This window comes from Mycobacteroides sp. LB1, assembly GCF_013449725.1.
Lineage (GTDB): Bacteria > Actinomycetota > Actinomycetes > Mycobacteriales > Mycobacteriaceae > Mycobacterium.
This window is the reverse complement of sequence record NZ_JACCFF010000001.1, coordinates 453,535-472,597: the sequence shown is the minus strand read 5'-3', so window position 1 is coordinate 472,597 and position 19,063 is coordinate 453,535. Positions and strand designations below refer to the sequence as shown.

Sequence of the window (19,063 nt, the reverse complement as noted above, 5' to 3'; positions counted from 1 at the left end):
CTTGACGGTCGTGGGCTTCGCATTATGTGTCGCTGTCGTACGCGGATTGCAGGCGCGATGACCCTCGACTTGAGCACTGACGCTGTCACCAACATCCTGCTGATCGTCGTATCGGCCGCCCTCGTCGTGTATCTCGTGGTCGCACTGCTCGACCCGGAAAGGTTCTAACGGTGAATTCCGCTCTGGCGGCCGGTCTTCAGATCGGCTTAGTCATCTTGGTGCTCGCCATCGCATACGTCCCCTTGGGGGACTACATGGCGCGCGTCTTCACAATCGTCAAGCACTCGTTCGTCGAACGCGTCATCTACCGCGCCGGACGGGTGGACCCCGAGACCGAGCAGACATGGGTGGGGTACACGCTGTCGCTGTTGGGCTTCTCGTTCGCCAGCGTGATCTTCCTATATGTACTGCAGCGGATTCAGGGCGTACTGCCGCTGTCGGGTGACCTGGGCGCAGTGAGCCCCGCAGTGGCATTCAACACCGCGGTGTCATTCGTCACGAACACCAACTGGCAGTCGTACACCCCGGAAACCACCATGACCAATCTGACTCAGATGGTGGGGCTGGCCGTGCAGAACTTCGTATCCGCAGCGGTGGGCCTAGCGGTGGCGGTGGCACTCATCCGCGGCATCGCGCGGACCTCCACCGGTGGCGAGCTGGGAAATTTCTGGGTTGACCTAGTGCGGGCAAGCCTGCGGATCCTGCTGCCCCTCTCCTTCATCGTCGCTTTGATCTTGTTGTCACAGGGCGCCATTCAGTCGCTATTCACCCATTTTGATGCGACCGCACTCGACGGGACGGCCCAGCACATCGCGTTGGCTCCGGTCGCCTCGCAGGAGGCCATCAAGGAGATCGGCACCAACGGGGGCGGCATCCTGGCCGCCAACTCGGCACACCCCTTCGAGAACCCGACCCCGCTGACGAATATCCTCGAGATCCTCGCGATTCTCATCATCCCGGTGTGCCTGACCCGTACCTATTCGACGATGGTGGGGGACAAGCGCCAGGGCCTGACCGTCCTATCGGTGATGGTCACCCTCTTCGGCGGCATGCTGGCCTTCGTCACCTGGGCTGAGTCGAGCCCGCGCGGTATCGCCGCGCAGGCGGCGGGCGCGATGATGGAGGGCAAGGAAGTTAGATTCGGTATCCCCGCGACCACCCTGTTCGCGGTGGCGACCACCGGAACCTCCACGGGCGCAGTCGATGCCGCCCATGACAGCTTCACTGCGGCCGGTGGCGGGGCGTTGATCCTGAACATGCTGTTCGGCGAGATCGCACCGGGCGGCGTCGGCACCGGCCTGTACGGCATCCTGGTGCTGGCCATCATCGCCGTGTTCGTCGGTGGCCTGTTGGTGGGCCGTACACCGGAGTTCCTGGGCAAGAAGATCGGTCGGCGCCAGATCACCATGGCCGCACTGTCCGTGCTCGTCATGCCGGCGCTCGTGCTCATCGGCACCGGAATCTCGGTGGCGCTCCCGTCGACACCGGGATACCAAGGCAACAGCGGCGATCCGGGCACACCCCAGTCCATTCACGGTTTCTCCGAGGTGCTGTACGCCTACGCCTCGGCCGCCAACAACAACGGCAGCGCCTTCGGTGGCCTCACCGTGACCAGTCACTGGTTCCAGGCCTCCCTCGGTGTGGCGATGTTGTTGGGTCGCTTCCTGCCCATCATCTTCACCTTGGCGCTGGCCGGATCGCTTGTCACCCAGCAGAAGACACCGGTATCGGCCGGAACCCTGCACACCCATGGCCCCATGTTCGCCGGATTACATACCGGCACAGTGCTGTTAGTGGCCGCACTTACCTTCTTCCCGGCGCTGGCGCTGGGACCGATCGCCGAGGCAGTCCTGTGAGCAAGACCGTAGTCAGTACCGGAGTTTTCGACCCCACCCAGCTCGTCAAGGCGCTTCCGCTTGCGGTGCGCAAGCTCGACCCCAGGCATATGGCCCGCAACCCGGTGATGTTCGTGGTCACCGTGGGATCGGTGGCCACCACCGTGCTCGCCGTGTTGCATCCCTCGATCTTCGCGTGGGCCATTACAGCCTGGCTCTGGTTCACGGTGGTATTCGCGAACCTGGCCGAGGCCGTTGCCGAAGGCCGCGGCAAGGCACAGGCGGCAAGCCTGCGAGAGGTCAAGCGGGACACCGTGGCTCGCAAGCTGGTTGGCGATGGCAACGGAAGAGAAGAAGAAGAGAGCGTCTCGGGTAGTTCGTTGCGACCGGGTGACCGGGTCGTCGTGGAGGCCGGGCAAGTCATCCCCGGTGACGGTGATGTGGTGGAAGGTATTGCAACCGTTGATGAGTCGGCCATCACAGGCGAGTCCGCACCGGTGGTCCGGGAGTCGGGCGGCGATCGTTGTGCCGTCACTGGCGGTACCACGGTGCTGTCGGACCGCATCGTCGTGCAGATCACCGCGGCTCCCGGTGAGTCCTTCGTCGACCGGATGATCGCGCTCGTGGAGGGCGCCTCCCGGCAGAAGACTCCTAACGAGATCGCGCTCAACATCCTGCTGGCTTCGCTCACCATCATCTTCCTGCTGGCTGTCGTCGCGCTGGGCCCGATGGGTAATTATGGTGGCGAGCAGCAGGATCCGGTCAAGCTCATCGCGCTGTTGGTCTGTTTGATCCCCACCACCATCGGGGCTTTGATGTCGGCGATCGGCATCGCGGGGATGGACCGGCTGGTGCAGCACAATGTGCTGGCCAAGTCGGGGCGCGCCGTCGAGGCGGCCGGTGACATCGACACCCTGCTGATGGACAAGACGGGCACCATCACCTTCGGTAACCGTCAGGCGACAGAATTCATTGCTGCGCCCGGTGTCACGCACGACACCCTCGCAGAGGCTGCGCGGGCGTCGAGCCTCGCCGACGAAACTCCTGAGGGTCGCAGCATTGTCGAGTTGGCCGGGGGGCGGGGTGCCGGGGCTGCTGCTGAGGGCGAGTTTGTGGCCTTCACCGCTGCCACGAGGATGAGCGGCCTGGACACTGCCGACGGCAGGCAGATCCGCAAGGGCGCCTCGGATGCGGTGTTCACCTGGGTGGCAAGCCTTTCCGGCGTGCAAGAGGATGACCCTGCGGTGGTGGCCGTCCGCAAGGCCGCTGACCAGGTGGCCGGCGAGGGCGGCACTCCGCTGGTGGTCGCCGATCACAGCAGTACCGAGACGCGGCTCCTCGGCGTGATCCGGCTATCCGATGTGGTGAAGCCCGGCATGGCCGAACGCTTCGCACAACTGCGCGCCATGGGTATCCGCACCATCATGGTGACCGGCGACAACCCGTTGACAGCCAAGCAAATCGCCTCCGAGGCGGGTGTCGACGACTTCGTCGCCGAGGCCACCCCAGAGGACAAACTTGAGCTGCTGCGCGCTGAGCAGAAGGCCGGTCGCCTGGTCGCGATGACGGGTGACGGCACCAACGACGCCCCGGCGCTCGCGCAGGCTGACGTGGGTGTGGCGATGAACACCGGCACCTCGGCGGCCAAGGAAGCCGGGAACATGGTGGATCTGGACTCCGATCCCACCAAGCTCATCGATGTGGTGGCCATCGGCAAGCAGCTGCTGATCACCCGCGGCGCGTTGACCACCTTCTCGTTGGCCAATGACCTCGCGAAGTACTTCGCGATCCTGCCGGCGTTGTTCAGCGGTATCTACCCACAGCTGAACAGCCTCAACGTGATGCGACTGGCCACTCCGCAGTCGGCGATCCTCTCGGCGGTCATCTTCAACGCCCTGGTGATCATCGCGCTGGTTCCCTTGGCGCTCAAGGGTGTCCAATATCGGCCCGTGGGAGCGGGCGAGCTGCTGCGACGAAATCTGTTGATCTACGGACTCGGTGGCGTGATCGTTCCCTTCATCGGGATCTGGTTGATCGATCTGGTCGTGCGTTTTATACCTGGGATTGGATAGCGATGAACAAGATTGTGATTGGGTGGCTGCGCCAGTGTGTGGCAGGCCTCGTGGTGCTGTTGTCTCTGACGGTGGTGCTCGGCATCGCATATCCGGCCGCGGTGTGGCTGTTCGGCCGTATTGACTCCGTCTCCGCCGAAGGCTCACCCCTCAAGGACCACAACGGGTGCGTCGTCGGATCGGCCCTCATCGGGGTGGATCCGCAGGCGTCCGGGGCGGATTTCTATTTCCACACCCGCGCCAGCGGTGACCCGGCCGCCGGGCTGCCCTCCAACCAGGGCCCCAACAGTGAGAAGCTGAAGACGGATATCCAGGAGAGGCGTGGGGCGATCGCCTCACGCGAGAGCGTCGATCCCACACGGATTCCCGCCGACGCGGTGACCGGATCAGGTTCGAGCCTGGATCCCGATATCAGCCCGGAGTACGCCGCGCTGCAGATACCGCGGGTCGCGGCGGCCACCGGTCTGGGCAGGGCGAAGATCGAGGAGTTGGTACAAGCGCACACGTCATCCCGGCAATGGGGCATTCTGGGTGAGCCGCGTGTCAACGTCCCCACGCTGAACGTGGCACTGGGCCTCACCGGCCCTCCCTGCCGATGAAGGAGAGACAGTGCCTGACGGTCTTCGCGCCAGTGGCTCATCCCTGCGCGGGACGTTGCGGATCTACCTGGGGGCCGCGCCCGGAGTAGGCAAGACCTACGCCATGCTCAACGAGGCGCACCGCCGCGCCGGGCGCGGCACCGATGTGGTCGCCGCCACCGTGGAGACTCATGGCCGCTCCAAGACGGCGGAACTACTTGACGGGCTTGAGCTCATCCCTCCTCGCGAGGTGACCTACCGCGGAACCGTGATGTACGAGCTCGACATCGACGCCGTATTGGCGCGCAAGCCGGCTCTGGTGCTTATCGACGAGATGGCGCATACCAATGTGCCGGGCAGTCGGAATGCCAAGCGCTGGCAGGATATCGACGAGATCCTCGATGCCGGTATCGATGTGCTGACCACTATTAATGTGCAGCACCTGGAAAGCCTGAACGACGTTGTCGAGCAGATCACCGGGATCGTGCAGCGTGAGACCGTCCCCGATGCCGTGGTGCGCCGCGCCGAGCAGGTCGAGCTCGTTGACATCACACCGGAGGCGTTGCGGCGCAGGATGGTTCATGGCAACGTCTATGCGCCAGAGAAGGTGGGTTCGGCACTGGGTAACTACTTTCGGACGGGCAACCTGACGGCGCTGCGTGAGCTGGCGCTGCTCTGGCTCGCCGATCAGGTGGACGCTGCGCTCGCCAAGTATCGCTCGGACAACAGGATCACCAAGACCTGGGAGGCGCGTGAGCGCGTGGTTGTCGCGGTCACCGGTGGACCCGAATCGGAGACCCTGGTGCGCCGGGCAAGCCGGATCGCCGCCAAGTCAAGCGCCGAGCTTCTGGTGGTGCATGTGGTGCGCGGTGACGGTCTGGTCGGGGCCTCCACCGCGGTCATGGCGCGGGTACGTCGATTGGCCAACGACATTGGAGCCTCGGTGCAGGCTGTTACCGGCGATGATGTGCCGCAGACGCTGCTTGACTTCGCGCGTGGGGTCAATGCCACCCAGTTGGTGATGGGCACCTCGCGACGGTCACGGTGGGCCCGGATCTTCGACGAGGGTGTGGCCGCGGCCGTCATCCGCGACTCCGGCGCCATCGATGTGCACATGGTGACGCACGGGCACATGCGGCCTGTGGGCCTGCGCAGCTGGTCCATGCCCCCGGAAGGGCGTAAGCGGCTCATCGTCAACTGGTTGGCCGCGATTCTGGTACCCCTGGCGACCGCATTATTCATTCACTTCTTCGACTCTGCGCTCGGCGTCGGCAGCAAGAGCGCCCTGTTTCTGATTGCGGTACTGACAGTTTCGTTGCTCGGTGGTGTGTCGACCGCGCTGGTGTCCGCGATCATCTCAGGTCTGCTGCTCAACTTTCTGTTCGTCGCACCCCGCTATAGCTTCACCATCGGTGAGACCGATAATGCGCTAACCATCCTGATGATGATGGTGACGGCTGTCGCCGTCGCGGCCTTGGTGGACGCGGCCGCCACCCGGGCACGGCAGGCTCGGCGGGCCTCTCGCGAGGCGGAACTGCTGGCGCTCTTCGCCGGTGGCGTCCTGGTCAACTCCGACCTCTCTGCCCTGCTGGAACGGGTGCGGACCACCTACAACCAGACTGCGGTCAGTCTGCTGTGCGCGGAGGGACCCGCAGTCGCCAGCGTGGGGGAGGACCCGCCCACTCGGGAATCGGAGGCCGACTCGGTATTCCGGGTAGACGACGGTGCGTACGCGCTGGCGCTCAACGGGCCGCCGGTGCCGTCCGCCGATGCGCGGGTGCTTCAGGTGGTCGCCGGAACCGCGGCAGGCCTGGTTCGTTCGGCGCGCCTGGCCGAGGAGGCATCGCAGGCTTCGGCTCTCGCCGAGGCGGACCGGCTGCGGCGGGCACTGCTGTCGGCGGTCAGCCATGACCTGCGCACCCCGTTGGCCGCGGTCAAGGCCGCCGTGTCGAGCCTACGCAGCCCCGATATCGAGTTTTCGCCCGAGGACACCGCGGAACTGCTTGCCACCGTGGAAGAGTCGACCGATCAGCTCACCGCGCTGGTGGGCAACCTGCTGGACTCGTCGCGGCTGGCGGCGGGTGTCGTCAAACCCCGGGCGGTGCCGGTCTACGTCGAGGAGATCGCGCAGCGTGCGCTGCTCGGTGCCACCGAGAACGACCGCAAGCGAGTGCACCTGGACTTGAACGGCGCGGTGGTGCGGGCGGATCCGGGTCTGCTCGAGCGCGTATTGGCCAACCTCGTCGACAATGCACTGCGATACTCACAGGGGCAGGTGCTGGTCAACTACGAAGAAGTGGAGGACCGCACGCTGGTGATCGTCGCCGACCACGGGAAGGGATTGGACGCATCAAAACGCGGTGCGGCCTTCGAGGCCTTCCAGCGGCTCGGCGATCGCGACAATACAGTCGGTGTGGGACTTGGGCTTTCGGTGGTTAGGGGTTTTGTGGAAGCAATGGAGGGCACGGTGAATGCGACCGATACGGCTGGCGGCGGTCTGAGCATGATCGTCGATCTACCCAGTGCCGGGCTGCTCCGGTGACGCGGGTACTGGTCGTAGATGACGAGCCGCAGATCCTGCGCGCGCTGCGGATCAACCTGTCGGCACGTGGCTACGAGGTGGTGACGGCCTCGTCGGGAGCGGGCGCACTGCGCGCGGCCGCCGAGACCCAGCCCGAGGTGGTAATCCTGGACCTCGGGCTGCCCGATATGGACGGCACCGAGGTACTGGCCGGGCTGCGCGGATGGACGACTGTTCCGGTGATCGTGCTGTCGGCGCGCACCGATTCGGCGGACAAGGTGGAGGCACTCGATGCGGGTGCCGACGACTACGTGACCAAACCCTTTGGCATGGACGAGTTCCTGGCCCGGTTGCGCGCTGCGGTGCGCCGTGGCACACCCGATGGCGCCGAACCGGTGGTGCACACCGGCACCTTCGATGTGGATCTTTCCTCGCACAAGGTGATCCGCGATGGCCGGGAGGTGCACCTGACGCCCACCGAATGGTCGATGTTGGCAGTGCTGGTGCGCAATCGCGGAAAGCTGGTGGGGCAGAAGGAGCTGTTGCACGAGGTCTGGGGGCCGGCGTACAGCTCCGAAACCCATTATTTGCGTGTGTATCTCGCACAGCTGCGCCGCAAACTGGAAATCGATCCCGCTCATCCCAAGCACCTGCTTACCGAGGCGGGGATGGGATACCGCTTTCAGGAGTAGCGCTGAGAAGGGCTAGAAAGGCGGTCGGCCGAGATCGATCTGCTGCACATCCGGATCGCATCCGGGCCGGTAGTTGCGGACCAGCTTGCCGTAGCTCGCCTTGAACTGGTCGGCGCCTATCTTTTCCACGGTTTCCGGCTTGGCGAGCAGCACGTAGATGCCCATCGGGGTGATGCGCTTGGTGAAGCACGTGTCGACGACCGTGTAGGCCTGCCGCTCGGCGGAGGTGGGGACGATCTTGGGTTCACCCGGTGGGACGTATACCAGCTCCTCGATCCGCGGGCCCCACGAACCAGATAGCAACTGCGCCCGTACCTCGCTGTACGGACGCAGCAGTAGGGACTCTAGCGCCACAACCGGTTCCGCCGCGGCCGTTGGTGCACACAGGGTTTGTACACAGAACGTCGCCAACGCCATCGTGGCAGCGGAGATTACATAGCATTGCGGGCGTGACGTCATTATGGGTAGAGCGTACGGGCAATCGGCGCTATACGGGACAGAGCTCCCGAGGTGCGGAAGTGCTGATCGGTTCGGAGACCATCGACGGGGTATTCACCCCGGGTGAGCTCCTCAAGATCGCCCTGGCGGCCTGCAGCGGAATGTCCAGCGATCAGCCGCTCGCACGCCGCCTCGGGGACGACTACCAGGTGCGCATCGATGTCAGCGGACCCGCTGATCGGGAGCAGGAGCGTTATCCGGTGCTCGACGAAAAGATGGTCATCGACCTGAGCGGGCTCAGCCCAGAGGAGCGTGCGCGGGTGCTCACCGTCGTGGAACGCGCCGTCGACCAGGTGTGCACTGTCGGACGCACCCTGAAGGCTGGAGTCGAGGTGAATTTCACGGTGGATGAGCGCTCGCGCGAAGACCGAGAGCCGAGTGTCTGAGGTCCGCCTATCCGCCTGGGTGCACGGCCACGTGCAGGGGGTCGGTTTTCGTTGGTATGTGCGGTCCCGAGCCCTTGAACTCGGCCTGACCGGATATGCCACCAACACCCGGGATGGTCGGGTACATGTGGTCGCACAGGGCGAAAAGACGGCCTGTGAACAGCTGCTTGCCAAGTTGAACAGCGGTGAAACGCCAGGTCGGGTAGATCTGGTGGTGGACAGCTGGCAGGAGCCCGGCGAGCCCATCTCCGGGTTTAGCGAGCGTTAGCGCCGCGACCGGTATTCTGGCCCGCTGTGCACCTCAAGAGTCTGACGCTGAAGGGCTTCAAGTCCTTTGCTTCGCCGACGACTCTGCGCCTCGAACCGGGTATCACCTGTGTAGTCGGCCCCAATGGTTCGGGTAAGTCCAATGTCGTGGACGCCCTGTCCTGGGTGATGGGTGAGCAGGGCGCCAAGGCCCTGCGCGGCGGCAAGATGGAAGACGTCATCTTCGCGGGCACATCGACCCGCGCACCGTTGGGCCGCGCCGAAGTCACCCTGACGATCGACAACTCCGATCACGCGCTGCCGATCGAGTACTCCGAGGTGTCCATCACCCGCCGGATGTTCCGGGACGGCGCCGGCGAATACGAGATCAACGGCCAGAGCTGCCGCCTGATGGACGTCCAGGAACTGCTGTCAGATTCGGGTATCGGCCGGGAAATGCACGTCATCGTCGGGCAGGGTCGCCTCTCACAGATCCTGGAGTCCCGACCGGAGGATCGCCGCGCCTTCATCGAGGAGGCGGCCGGGGTGCTCAAGCACCGCAGGCGCAAGGAAAAGGCGGTCCGCAAGCTCGAGTCGATGGCCGCCAACCTGGCCCGGCTCACCGACCTCACCACCGAACTGCGACGCCAGCTCAAACCCCTTGGGCGCCAAGCGGAAGTGGCGCGCCGTGCCGCCACCGTGCAGGCCGATCTGCGGGACTCGCGGCTGCGCCTCGCCGCCGACGATTTGGTGCGCAGGCGCGATGAGTTCGACGGCACCAATGACGCCGAGGCCACGCTGCGCAAGGAACACTCGGAGATCACCGAAAAGCTCGATGTGGCAACCGCGGTGCTGGCCGAGCACGAGACGGCTCTGAACGAATTGATGCCGCAGGCCGAGCAGGCCCAGCAGACCTGGTTCCGGTTGTCGGCCCTCGCCGAGCGGGTCAGTGCCACCGTCCGGATCGCCGGGGAGCGGGCCAGCCACCTGGACGAGGTGGTGGCCGTGCCGACCGGACCCGATCCGGACGAGCTGGAGGCACAGGCGGAGCGTGTCGCGGAGCAGGAACGCCTGCTGATCACGCAGCTGGAAACGGTTGCCGAGCAGCTGGCAGCGGCCAAGGACGAGCTGGTCGCGAAGGAGGCCGCTGTTGCCGAGGCGCAGCGCCAGCACCTGGCGGCCGTGTCCGCCGAGGCGGATCGACGCGAGGGCCTCGCCAGGCTCACCGGTCAGGTCGACACCATGCGCACCCGGCTGGAATCCATCGACAGCCAGGCGCAGCGTCTTACCGAGACGATCGAAGAGGCGACGGTACGCGGTGAGGTCGCGCAGACCGAGTTCGACACCATCAAGGCGCGCGTAGCCGAGCTCGACCAGGGCGAGGTGGGGCTCGACGAGAATCACGAACGGTCGGTATCGGCCCTCTCGATCGTCAATGAACGTGTCGCAGAACTGCAATCGGCCGAACGTCAGGCCGAACGTCAGATCGCTTCGCTCAAGGCGCGTATCGACGCGCTTGCCATCGGGCTGGACCGTAAGGACGGCTCGGCATGGCTCACCGAGAACCACAGTGGCGCTGGAATCTTCGGATCCATCGCGCAGCTGGTCAAGGTGCGTCCCGGTTACCAGGGCGCCATCGCGACGGCGATGGGACCGGCCGCCGACGCGGTGGCCGCGGAGAACGCCGCAGCGGCGCAGGCCGCCGTGGCCGCGCTAAAGGCCTCCGACGGCGGGCGGGCGGCGATCGTGTTCGGCGAGTGGCCCGCCAACACGCATGCACGTCCGGCGATTACCCTGCCATCCGGCGCGCACTGGGCCACCGACCTGGTGGAGGCGCCCGAGCGGCTGGCCACCGCGGTGTCGGCCATACTGGCCTCGGTGGTGGTGGTCGACGAGATCGGCGCCGCCATCGAGGTGGTGCTGGCCAACCCGTTGCTGCGGGCCGTGACCATCGACGGCGATCGGGTGGGCGCCGGCTGGGTTGCCGGCGGATCCGACAAGAAGCAGAGCACCCTCGAGATCCAGGCCTCCATCCAGGCAGCCCGGGAAGAGCTGCGGGCCACCGAATCTCAAGTGGGTGAGATTTCCGCGGCGTTGGCGGGCGCGCTCGCCGAGCAGACGGCGCGCCAGGACACCGCCGAGCAGGCATTGGCTGCCCTCAACGAGTCCGATGCGGCCATCTCGGCGGTGTACGAGCAGCTGGGGCGCGTCGGCCAAGGCGCTCGCATCGCGGCTGATGAGGTGAAAAAACTTACCCTGCAACGTGATCAGCTGGAACTCGGCCGCGCCAAGACGATGGAAGAGCTGGCCGAGGTCGAGTCCCGGCTACGCAATGCCGAAGAGGCCCCCAACCTGTTCGATGATGAGCCCGTCGATCGCGATGACATGGTCGCTGAGCTGGAAGAGGCTCGTTCCGTGGAGATCGAGGCGCGCCTGGCGGTGCGCACCTCCGAGGAACGGGTGAATTCCGTTCGAGGTAAAGCTGACTCGTTGCGCCGAGCCGCGATGGCAGAGCGTGAGGCACGTGCCCGGTCAGAGCGGGCGGCCGTCGCGCGGAAGCGAACGGCTGCCATGGCGAGCACAGTCGTTGCGGCCGGCCACGAGGTTGCCGCCCGTCTCGAACACGTGGTGGCCGCCGCGTCCGCGCGTCGTGACCAACTCGGCGCGACCCGCGCACAGCACACCGCGGCGATCGGCACCGTGCGCGAGCAGGCCCGTGAACTCACCGCTGCCCAGAGCCGCCTGACTGATGCACTGCATCGCGACGAGGTCGCCAAAGCCCAAGCGGTTCTGCGCATTGAGCAGCTCTCGGAACAAGTGCTCGAACAGTTCGGTATGGCGGCCGACGATCTCATCGCCGAATACGGTCCGCATGTCGAGCTGCCGCCCACGCAGCAGGAGATGGACGAATACGAGCAGGCTCGCGAGCGCGGGGAGCAGGTGAGCGCGCCCCGGCCCATGCCGTTTGACCGGGACACCCAGGAGCGCCGTGCCAAAAGGGCCGAGAAGGACCTGCGCGAGCTCGGTAAGGTTAATCCCCTTGCCCTGGAAGAGTTTGCGGCTCTGGAGGAGCGGTACAACTTCCTGTCGACACAGCTTGAGGACGTCAAGGCGGCACGTAAGGATCTGCTCGAAGTGGTCGCCGACGTGGACGAGCGCATATTGCAGGTGTTCACGGAGGCCTACGCCGATGTGGAGCGCGAGTTCAAGGGTGTGTTCTCCTCGTTGTTCCCCGGCGGCGAAGGCCGACTGGTTCTGACCGACCCCAATGACATGCTCACCACCGGGATCGAGGTGGAGGCGCGTCCACCGGGCAAGAAGATCAAGCGGCTGTCACTGCTCTCCGGTGGCGAGAAGTCGCTGACCGCGGTTGCCATGCTGGTGGCGATCTTCCGGGCTAGGCCGTCGCCGTTCTACGTGATGGATGAGGTCGAGGCCGCACTCGATGATGTCAACCTGCAGCGCCTGATCGGCCTATTCGAACAGCTGCGGGAGAAGTCGCAGCTCATCGTTATCACTCACCAGAAGCCGACGATGGAGGTCGCCGACGCGCTCTACGGCGTCAGCATGCGCGATGACGGCATCACGCAGGTGGTCTCACAGCGCATGCGTGGTCTAGACGGCCAGCTCTCGAGCCAAAACGCCTAGCGCCTGCGCGCGTTTGGCAGGATCGCCGAGCACTTGGATAGCGACCTGGGTGGCCCCGGCGTCCCGATGCTCCTGCAGTCGCGCCGCGATCTGCTCCGGAGTCCCGTATGCGATAAGGGAATCCACCAGCTTGTCGCTGCCCGGCTTGACCAGATCCTCCGTGCTGCCCGCGAAACGTTCCAACATGGTCAGGTAGTTGGTCAGGCCGAGATACAGGTCCAGGGCTTGACGGCCGATCGCGCGGGCCTCGTCCGCATCGGTGGTGAGCACCACCTTCTGCTCGGGGACGATGATGGCGTCGGGTCCCAGAAGCTCACGTGCCCAACGAGTATGGGAGGGCGGGGTGAGGTACGGGTGGGCGAGCGCCGATCGCCCCGTGGCGAGCTTGAGCGACTTTTCCGCCAGCGCCGCCAGCCCCCGGCCCTCCTTCGGGACCCCGACCTCATCGAGCACATCGAGGTACTCGACCAGGCCGGTGTACGGCTTGTAGACCACGCCATTGTCGACCTCGGGATGTCCGGCGCCGATACCGAGGATGAACCGCCCGGGATGTGCCGACTCGATGCGCTGCCAGGACTGCCCGGCTTCCCGCGCGGGCGCAGACCAGATGTTGACGATCGCGGTCACGATCCTGATGCGCTCGGTGGCCGACAGCAGGGGGTCGACCCATGGCAGACCGGCGGGGGGCGAACCGCCCAGCCACGCGGTATCGAAGCCGAGGTCTTCGACGGCCCGCAAGAGATCTGCGTCCACCGTCGCGTAGTGAGTGAAGAATCCGTAGGGCGCGAAATCAGGTGCTGTCACGCTTCTACGCAACTCCGAACAGCGCCGACGCTATTCCTTTTCGTCAGCCGGATTACTTATCTGCACCGCAGCTGCAGTTGGAGCCACACTGACAGTCAACGCAGGTGCAGTTGGGGTTGTCGCAGGTCTTCGATGTCTCAGCTGCGACGGTCTCATTGCTAGTCATGCATATGATGCTACGCCCAGACGTGCTAATCCTTGGCGGTATTGCGCCACCAAACGGCCGCGCCGACCGCCACCAAACCGAGAACGAGCAGCCACGGCCAGGCGCCGTGCAGGTACACCCAGCCGGAGATTGTGCGTTGAATCTTCCCGGCCGCGTTGATGATCGGGTCGTCCGGGTTGCCATTGGCGTGGAACAGCCTGACCTCGTAGCTGCCGTAGTACCCCACGTAGGCGCCGACCAGGATGAGGATGCCGCCGCTGATCCGGTTCAGGTACGGCAGCAGGCGCCGCATCGCGTTCAGCAGCACCGTGCTGGCCAGGGCGGTGGACATGGCCAGCGTGCCCACCACGAGGGTGATACCGGAGGCGTACGCCAGGTAGACCATGACACCGTCGAACAGGGACCCACTCTCGAAGGTCGTACTGGTGACCGCGAGGAACGGGCCGATGGTGCAGGACAGCGAGGCGACCGCGTATCCCACGCCGTAGCCGAACATCGAGCCCAACCGGGTGGTGGGAGCGTTCGCATCCAGCACTTTGGGCATGAGCGCGATGATGTCGCGGCCGGACAGCAGCCACAGGCCCAGGATCACCAGGCCGATTCCGAAAACCACCGTCACGAAAGGCAGATAGCGCTGCACCACGGACGCCACCGATACCGTCAGCAGCCCGAAGACGGTGAACACCGCGACGAACCCGGCCGCCATCACCACGGTGGCCACTACGGCGCGGGCCACTGCCTGCGACCTGCCGATCTCGGCACCGGGGCCGCGCACCACGAGCGCGAGATAGACCGGGAGCAGTGCGAAACCGCACGGGTTGAGCGCGGCGATCAGCCCGGCTGCAAAGGCCAGTGAAGTCAGGTGAGTGCCTTCACCCGGTCGCTGAGCTCCTGTTCAGACATCGACGATGTCGGATTGTTCACGAAGTCCGAGGTGCCGTTGGAGTTGATGAACAGATACGCCGGTTGCCAGGGCACTCCGAACTGCCGCCAAAGCGAGCCATCGGCGTCGTTGAGGTTGGTGAAGTGGAGGTTATAGCGCGAGATAAACCCCTCCATGTCACCGACGGAACCGCGGCCGGAGATGCCGACGAAGGTGACTCGGGGATTGGCCGCGGATACCGCACTCACGTGCGGACCCTCGCCATTGCAGAACGGGCAGTAGGCCGCCCAGAACCACAACACCACCGGCTTGCCTTTGAGGCTGGCGCCGTTGAACGGCGCGCCCGAGACCGTGGTGCCGGTGAAATCGAGCAGGCCATCGGCTCGCGCCGTAGGCGTACCGACGGCACCGACCGACAGACACAACACGGTGGCGATGACCGCCAAGGTGCGCGTCAGTGCTCGAACCTTGTTACGTCCCCCGAATTGGATTTTCATGCCAAGAACCTCCTGGGACGATGTGACTTCCGCAGTGTATGACGGTTGTCTCCCGTTTAGCGGGGACGAAGCGAAATTCGCTGGAGCTGTTTGATCGTGCTGACGTCGGCGCAGTGCATGACGATGCGCAGTTCGTCGAGGAACTGTTCGAGCCAGGCAATCACCGCCTGCGACGATTGCACCGCGGGCGCCAGGAGGGGGAGTGCGACCGAAACAGCATCGGCTCCCAGCGCGATGGCCTTCGCGGCGTCCATGCCGGTGCGTATCCCGCCCGAGCCGACCAGCGGCATATGCGGTAGCTCGGCGTGCACTTCCACGAGTGCGTCCGCGGTCGGGATGCCCCATTCGGCGAGCTCGGGTGAGGTGATCGCCCCGAACCGGACGAACTGCTCGACCCGGGCCCACGAGGTGCCGCCCGCACCCGCGACATCGATAGCAGCCAGTCGGCATCCACCGAGGCGGCGTGCGGCGGCGCCGCTGATACCGTGGCCGACCTCCTTGAGCAGCACGGGGAACTCGACGGCGTGGGTCAGCTCGGCGAGTCGATGCACCTGACCGGTGAAATCGGTGTCGCCACCGGGCTGCACGGCCTCCTGTAGCGGGTTGGTATGCACCGCGAGCGCGTCCGCGCCCACCCGCTCGACCAGGGTGCTCAGCCGGGCGGTATCGGCGATGTTGCCGAGCTGTGCCAGCCCAATATTGCCGATGAGCAGGATGTCGGGTGCCACCTCGCGGACCGAGAAGGTGTCTGCGCTCTCGGGGTCGACGAGCATGGCCCGCTGAGACCCCAGCATCATCCCAATACCCAGCTCCTGGGCTGCCGCTGCCAGGTTGCGGTTGATGGTGGCCGAGAGTTTCGCGCCACCGGTCATCGCTCCGATGAGCACGGGCGCTGCCAGCTGTTTGCCCAGGAATTCGGTGGACAGGTCGACCTCGGCGAGGCTGGAGTTCGGCAGCGCGATGTAGGGCAGGTCGAATCGGTCCAGGCCGGTGGTGCGAGTGACGTACTGCACTGGATCGCTCAGGCAGGCGTCAATGTGGCGCTTCTTGCGTTCCTGTAACAATGCCCTAGTGCCTCTTGAAGTGTGGATCGCCATCGCGATCGTTGCCGTCTTGGTTGTTGCCGCATTGGTCTTCGGACTGGTGCGTTACCGCTCTCGCAGTATCAGCCTGACACGGTCCTCCGAGATCGCCGAGGGTGCCACACCGAGCGACCGTTCTGGTGGATACACCGCCGGGTCCACCATCACCTTTAGCGAGGGCGGTGCGCAAGCGGTCCCGCTGCCCACCGTCGGCGATGACGCCGAGATTCCTCGGGACGCGCCTCGACGCACCATCTCCAATGTCCAGCTGCCGGAGCCTGTTGTCGAGCCCGAGCCCGAACTTGTGCCCGAACCCGAGCTCGTCACGGAACTCGAGGCTGAGCCGGAACCTGAACGCGCGCCGGTGCTCGATGAGATCGCGCCGGTGGCGGGGCGGCTGGACCGGCTCCGGGGGCGGCTGGCCAGCTCGCAGAATGCCGTGGGTCGCGGCCTGCTGGGGCTGCTGGGGGCCGGGGACCTCGACGAGGAATCGTGGGAGGAGGTCGAGGACACCCTGCTGATCGCCGACCTCGGCACCGCGGTCACCACCTCGATCGTGGACAGGCTACGCAGCGAGATGGCAGCACGTAGCGTGCGTACCGAGGCGCAGGCCAGGGCGCTGCTGCGGGAGGTGCTCATCGACGAGCTGCAACCCGACCTCGACCGATCCATCAAGGCGCTACCGCATAACGACAAACCATCGGTGCTGCTCGTCGTCGGGGTGAACGGCACGGGCAAGACCACCACCGTGGGCAAGTTGGCCCGTGTGCTCGTGGCCGACGGGCGCCGGGTGGTACTCGGGGCCGCCGACACATTCCGCGCGGCCGCGGCCGATCAGCTACAGGCATGGGGCCAGCGGGTGGGTGCTCAGGTGGTGCGGGGTGCCGAGAATGCCGATCCCGCGTCGGTCGCCTTCGACGCCGTCGACGCCGGGATCCGTGCGGGTGCCGATGTGGTGGTGGTCGACACCGCCGGGCGGCTGCACACGAAGACCGGCCTCATGGACGAGCTCGGCAAGATCAAACGCGTGGTCGAACGCCGTGCCGACGTCGACGAGGTGCTGCTGGTGCTCGACGCCACCATTGGGCAGAACGGCCTGGCACAGGCCCGGGTGTTCGCCGACGTGGTGGACATCACCGGTGTGGTGCTCACCAAACTTGACGGAACGGCTAAGGGCGGCATCGTTTTTCACGTGCAACGCGAGCTCGGCGTGCCGGTGAAGCTGGTCGGCCTCGGCGAGGGGCCCGACGATCTGGCTCCGTTCGAGCCGCCGGCATTCGTCGACGCACTGCTGGGGTAGATCCCGTGGAGAACAACCGGTAACAGAGGCGAAACACGCGCGCGCCCTCTCGGAAACATCCGCTGCGCATTCTTCACAGCGCAACGTGCTGAGATCAGTCGAGAGGAATGCCGCTAGTGGATGGTTTCCCAGTAATGGGTGTCCCGAATACCGGGGACACCGCGTGGATGTTGGCCAGCGCTGCGCTGGTGCTGCTGATGACACCCGGTCTGGCCTTTTTCTACGGCGGCATGGTCCGTGCGAAGAACGTGCTCAACATGATCATGATGAGCATCAGCGCGATGGGCCTGGTCACGGTGCTTTGGGTGCTCTACGGGTACTCGTTGGCGTTCGGGAATGACGTATCCAACTTGTTCGGTAATCCGACGCAGTTCTTCGGGTTGAAGGGCCTTATCGGTGGTAACGGTGCTGATGCGGTGGCTGCGGATCCGGCCGGTGGTGTTGATGCGGTGGCCGCGGTGCAGGTGCCGTTGGTGGGCACCATCCCGGCGACGGTGTTTGTGGCGTTCCAGCTGATGTTCGCGATCATCACGGTGGCTCTGATCTCGGGTGCTGTCGCCGACCGGATGAAGTTCGGATCCTGGCTGCTGTTCTCGGGGTTGTGGGTCACGGTGGTGTATTTCCCGGTGGCGCACTGGGTGTTCGCGTTCGATAAGGCATCGGCTGAACACGGTGGCTGGATCGCCAATAAACTTCTTGCAATCGACTTCGCCGGTGGTACTGCGGTGCATATCAATGCCGGTACCGCGGGTTTGGTGTTGGCGCTGATTTTGGGTAAGCGCCGGGGTTGGCCGGGTACCCCGATGCGGCCGCATAATCTGCCGTTCGTGATGTTGGGTGCCGGGCTGCTGTGGTTCGGTTGGTACGGGTTTAACGCCGGATCGGCAACCAGCTCCAACGGTTTGGCAGGCTCAACCTTCGTCACCACCACCGTGGCCACCGCGGCCGCGATGCTCGCCTGGCTGCTCACCGAGCGCATTCGCGACGGGCACGCCACCTCGTTGGGTGCGGCCTCGGGCATAGTCGCTGGCCTGGTAGCCATCACTCCGTCCTGTTCTTCGGTGAATGTTCTTGGCGCCCTTGCCATTGGAACCATCGCGGGCATTCTGTGCGCGTTGGCCGTCGGGCTCAAGTACCGGTTGGGATTCGACGATTCCCTGGACGTGGTGGGGGTGCATCTGGTCGGCGGCATCGTCGGCACGTTGCTCATCGGATTGTTCGCCGCGCCCGAGACGGGTGCGGGGGTCGCCGGCTTGTTCTACGGCGGAGGACTAGAACAGTTGTGGCGCCAAGGCGTTGGTGCCGGGGCGGTTCTACTCTATTCGGCGATAGGCACGACTATCGTTGCCTTTATCGTGAAGTACACCATTGGCCTGCGCATCAGTGACGAGGGAGAGGCGGCTGGCGCCGATGAATCCCAACACGCTGAAGGCGCATACGACTTTGTCGCACTGGGAAGTGGCTCGGTTATCGGCCGCCACACCAGCGGCAGGGAGGAATGAGGGACATGAAGCTGGTCACCGCGATCGTCAAGCCGTTCACGCTGGAAGATGTCAAGACTGGTCTGGAACAGGCAGGCATCCTCGGCATGACGGTCAGCGAGGTGCAGGGCTACGGCCGGCAGAAGGGTCACACCGAGGTGTACCGCGGCGCTGAGTACTCGGTGGATTTTGTGCCGAAGGTTCGCGTCGAGGTGGTGGTGGACGATAGCGCCGTCGACAAGGTGGTGGAGGTCATCGTGACCGCCGCACGCACCGGCAAGATCGGCGACGGCAAGGTATGGGTGAGCCCCGTGGACTCGGTGGTGCGGGTGCGCACCGGCGAGCGGGGCGCCGATGCCCTTTAACCGCATAGG

The 19,063-nt window shown here is 65.2% G+C and carries 17 protein-coding genes; 12 read left to right on the top strand and 5 right to left on the bottom strand.

Going from position 1 to position 19,063, the window contains the following annotated elements; translation table 11 throughout:
• The first annotated feature begins 57 nt into the window (after positions 1-57).
• From kdpF to MLB1_RS02405, 6 genes are read left to right on the top strand one after another with little or no spacing between them, the layout of a single operon-like run.
• The gene (gene kdpF, locus MLB1_RS02430; protein ID WP_180748137.1) at positions 58-168 is read left to right on the top strand and encodes a K(+)-transporting ATPase subunit F; all 111 of its coding nucleotides are present in this window, start codon (positions 58-60) and stop codon (positions 166-168) included.
• 2 nt (positions 169-170) lie between these two features.
• Entirely contained in the window at positions 171-1,856 is a 1,686-nt protein-coding gene (gene kdpA, locus MLB1_RS02425; RefSeq protein WP_180748136.1) for a potassium-transporting ATPase subunit KdpA, read from the top strand.
• The gene (kdpB, locus tag MLB1_RS02420; RefSeq protein WP_180748135.1) at positions 1,853-3,907 is read left to right on the top strand and encodes a potassium-transporting ATPase subunit KdpB; all 2,055 of its coding nucleotides are present in this window, start codon (positions 1,853-1,855) and stop codon (positions 3,905-3,907) included. Before kdpA ends, kdpB begins: the two co-directional genes overlap by 4 nt.
• Before the next feature lie 2 nt (positions 3,908-3,909).
• A complete protein-coding gene (locus MLB1_RS02415; RefSeq protein ID WP_180748134.1) occupies positions 3,910-4,506 on the top strand; it encodes a potassium-transporting ATPase subunit C in 597 nt (198 codons plus the stop codon).
• 10 nt (positions 4,507-4,516) lie between these two features.
• Positions 4,517-7,027 (top strand): sensor histidine kinase KdpD, encoded by a 2,511-nt coding sequence (locus MLB1_RS02410; protein ID WP_180748133.1) that lies wholly within the window; start codon positions 4,517-4,519, stop codon positions 7,025-7,027.
• Positions 7,024-7,698 carry a response regulator gene (locus MLB1_RS02405; protein WP_180748132.1) on the top strand — a complete coding sequence of 225 codons (675 nt, stop codon included), beginning with the start codon at positions 7,024-7,026 and terminating at the stop codon, positions 7,696-7,698. The genes MLB1_RS02410 and MLB1_RS02405 overlap by 4 nt, the downstream gene beginning before the upstream one ends.
• A gap of 12 nt (positions 7,699-7,710) precedes the next feature.
• Here MLB1_RS02405 and MLB1_RS02400 read toward each other — a convergent pair whose 3' ends face one another.
• Positions 7,711-8,157, bottom strand: a complete 447-nt coding sequence (locus MLB1_RS02400; protein WP_180748131.1) for a hypothetical protein — start codon at positions 8,155-8,157, stop codon at positions 7,711-7,713.
• Here MLB1_RS02400 and MLB1_RS02395 point away from each other — a divergent pair.
• Genes MLB1_RS02395 through smc form a run of 3 tightly spaced genes read left to right on the top strand, consistent with a single transcriptional unit; the run spans position 8,148 to position 12,476 of the window.
• Entirely contained in the window at positions 8,148-8,582 is a 435-nt protein-coding gene (locus tag MLB1_RS02395; RefSeq protein WP_180748130.1) for an OsmC family protein, read from the top strand. The genes MLB1_RS02400 and MLB1_RS02395 overlap by 10 nt on opposite strands.
• Positions 8,545-8,850, top strand: a complete 306-nt coding sequence (locus tag MLB1_RS02390) for an acylphosphatase (RefSeq protein ID WP_180748129.1) — start codon at positions 8,545-8,547, stop codon at positions 8,848-8,850. The genes MLB1_RS02395 and MLB1_RS02390 overlap by 38 nt, the downstream gene beginning before the upstream one ends.
• Before the next feature lie 26 nt (positions 8,851-8,876).
• Positions 8,877-12,476, top strand: a complete 3,600-nt coding sequence (gene smc / locus MLB1_RS02385) for a chromosome segregation protein SMC (RefSeq protein ID WP_180748128.1) — start codon at positions 8,877-8,879, stop codon at positions 12,474-12,476.
• On the opposite strand, the gene MLB1_RS02380 is transcribed toward smc, so the two are convergent.
• The 4 genes from MLB1_RS02380 to fni form a co-directional block, all read right to left on the bottom strand.
• A complete protein-coding gene (locus MLB1_RS02380) occupies positions 12,444-13,280 on the bottom strand; it encodes a TIGR03620 family F420-dependent LLM class oxidoreductase (protein ID WP_180748127.1) in 837 nt (278 codons plus the stop codon). The two genes, smc and MLB1_RS02380, sit on opposite strands and share 33 nt — an antisense overlap.
• 191 nt (positions 13,281-13,471) lie before the next feature.
• Positions 13,472-14,308, bottom strand: coding sequence for a cytochrome c biogenesis CcdA family protein (locus tag MLB1_RS02375; RefSeq protein ID WP_180749641.1), 837 nt, complete (start codon positions 14,306-14,308; stop codon positions 13,472-13,474).
• A complete protein-coding gene (locus MLB1_RS02370; RefSeq protein ID WP_180748126.1) occupies positions 14,305-14,826 on the bottom strand; it encodes a protein disulfide oxidoreductase in 522 nt (173 codons plus the stop codon). Before MLB1_RS02370 ends, MLB1_RS02375 begins: the two co-directional genes overlap by 4 nt.
• A 56-nt stretch (positions 14,827-14,882) precedes the next feature.
• On the bottom strand, positions 14,883-15,839 hold the full coding sequence (gene fni / locus MLB1_RS02365) for a type 2 isopentenyl-diphosphate Delta-isomerase (protein WP_371750544.1): 957 nt from the start codon (positions 15,837-15,839) through the stop codon (positions 14,883-14,885).
• A gap of 22 nt (positions 15,840-15,861) precedes the next feature.
• Between fni and ftsY the strand changes: the two genes are divergently transcribed.
• From ftsY to MLB1_RS02350, 3 genes are all read left to right on the top strand, one after another.
• Positions 15,862-17,208, top strand: a complete 1,347-nt coding sequence (gene ftsY, locus MLB1_RS02360; RefSeq protein ID WP_180748124.1) for a signal recognition particle-docking protein FtsY — start codon at positions 15,862-15,864, stop codon at positions 17,206-17,208.
• Between the two features lie 134 nt (positions 17,209-17,342).
• Positions 17,343-18,710 carry an ammonium transporter gene (locus MLB1_RS02355; protein WP_180748123.1) on the top strand — a complete coding sequence of 456 codons (1,368 nt, stop codon included), beginning with the start codon at positions 17,343-17,345 and terminating at the stop codon, positions 18,708-18,710.
• A gap of 5 nt (positions 18,711-18,715) precedes the next feature.
• Positions 18,716-19,054 (top strand): P-II family nitrogen regulator, encoded by a 339-nt coding sequence (locus MLB1_RS02350; RefSeq protein WP_005056967.1) that lies wholly within the window; start codon positions 18,716-18,718, stop codon positions 19,052-19,054.
• The last annotated feature ends 9 nt before the right edge of the window (positions 19,055-19,063 follow it).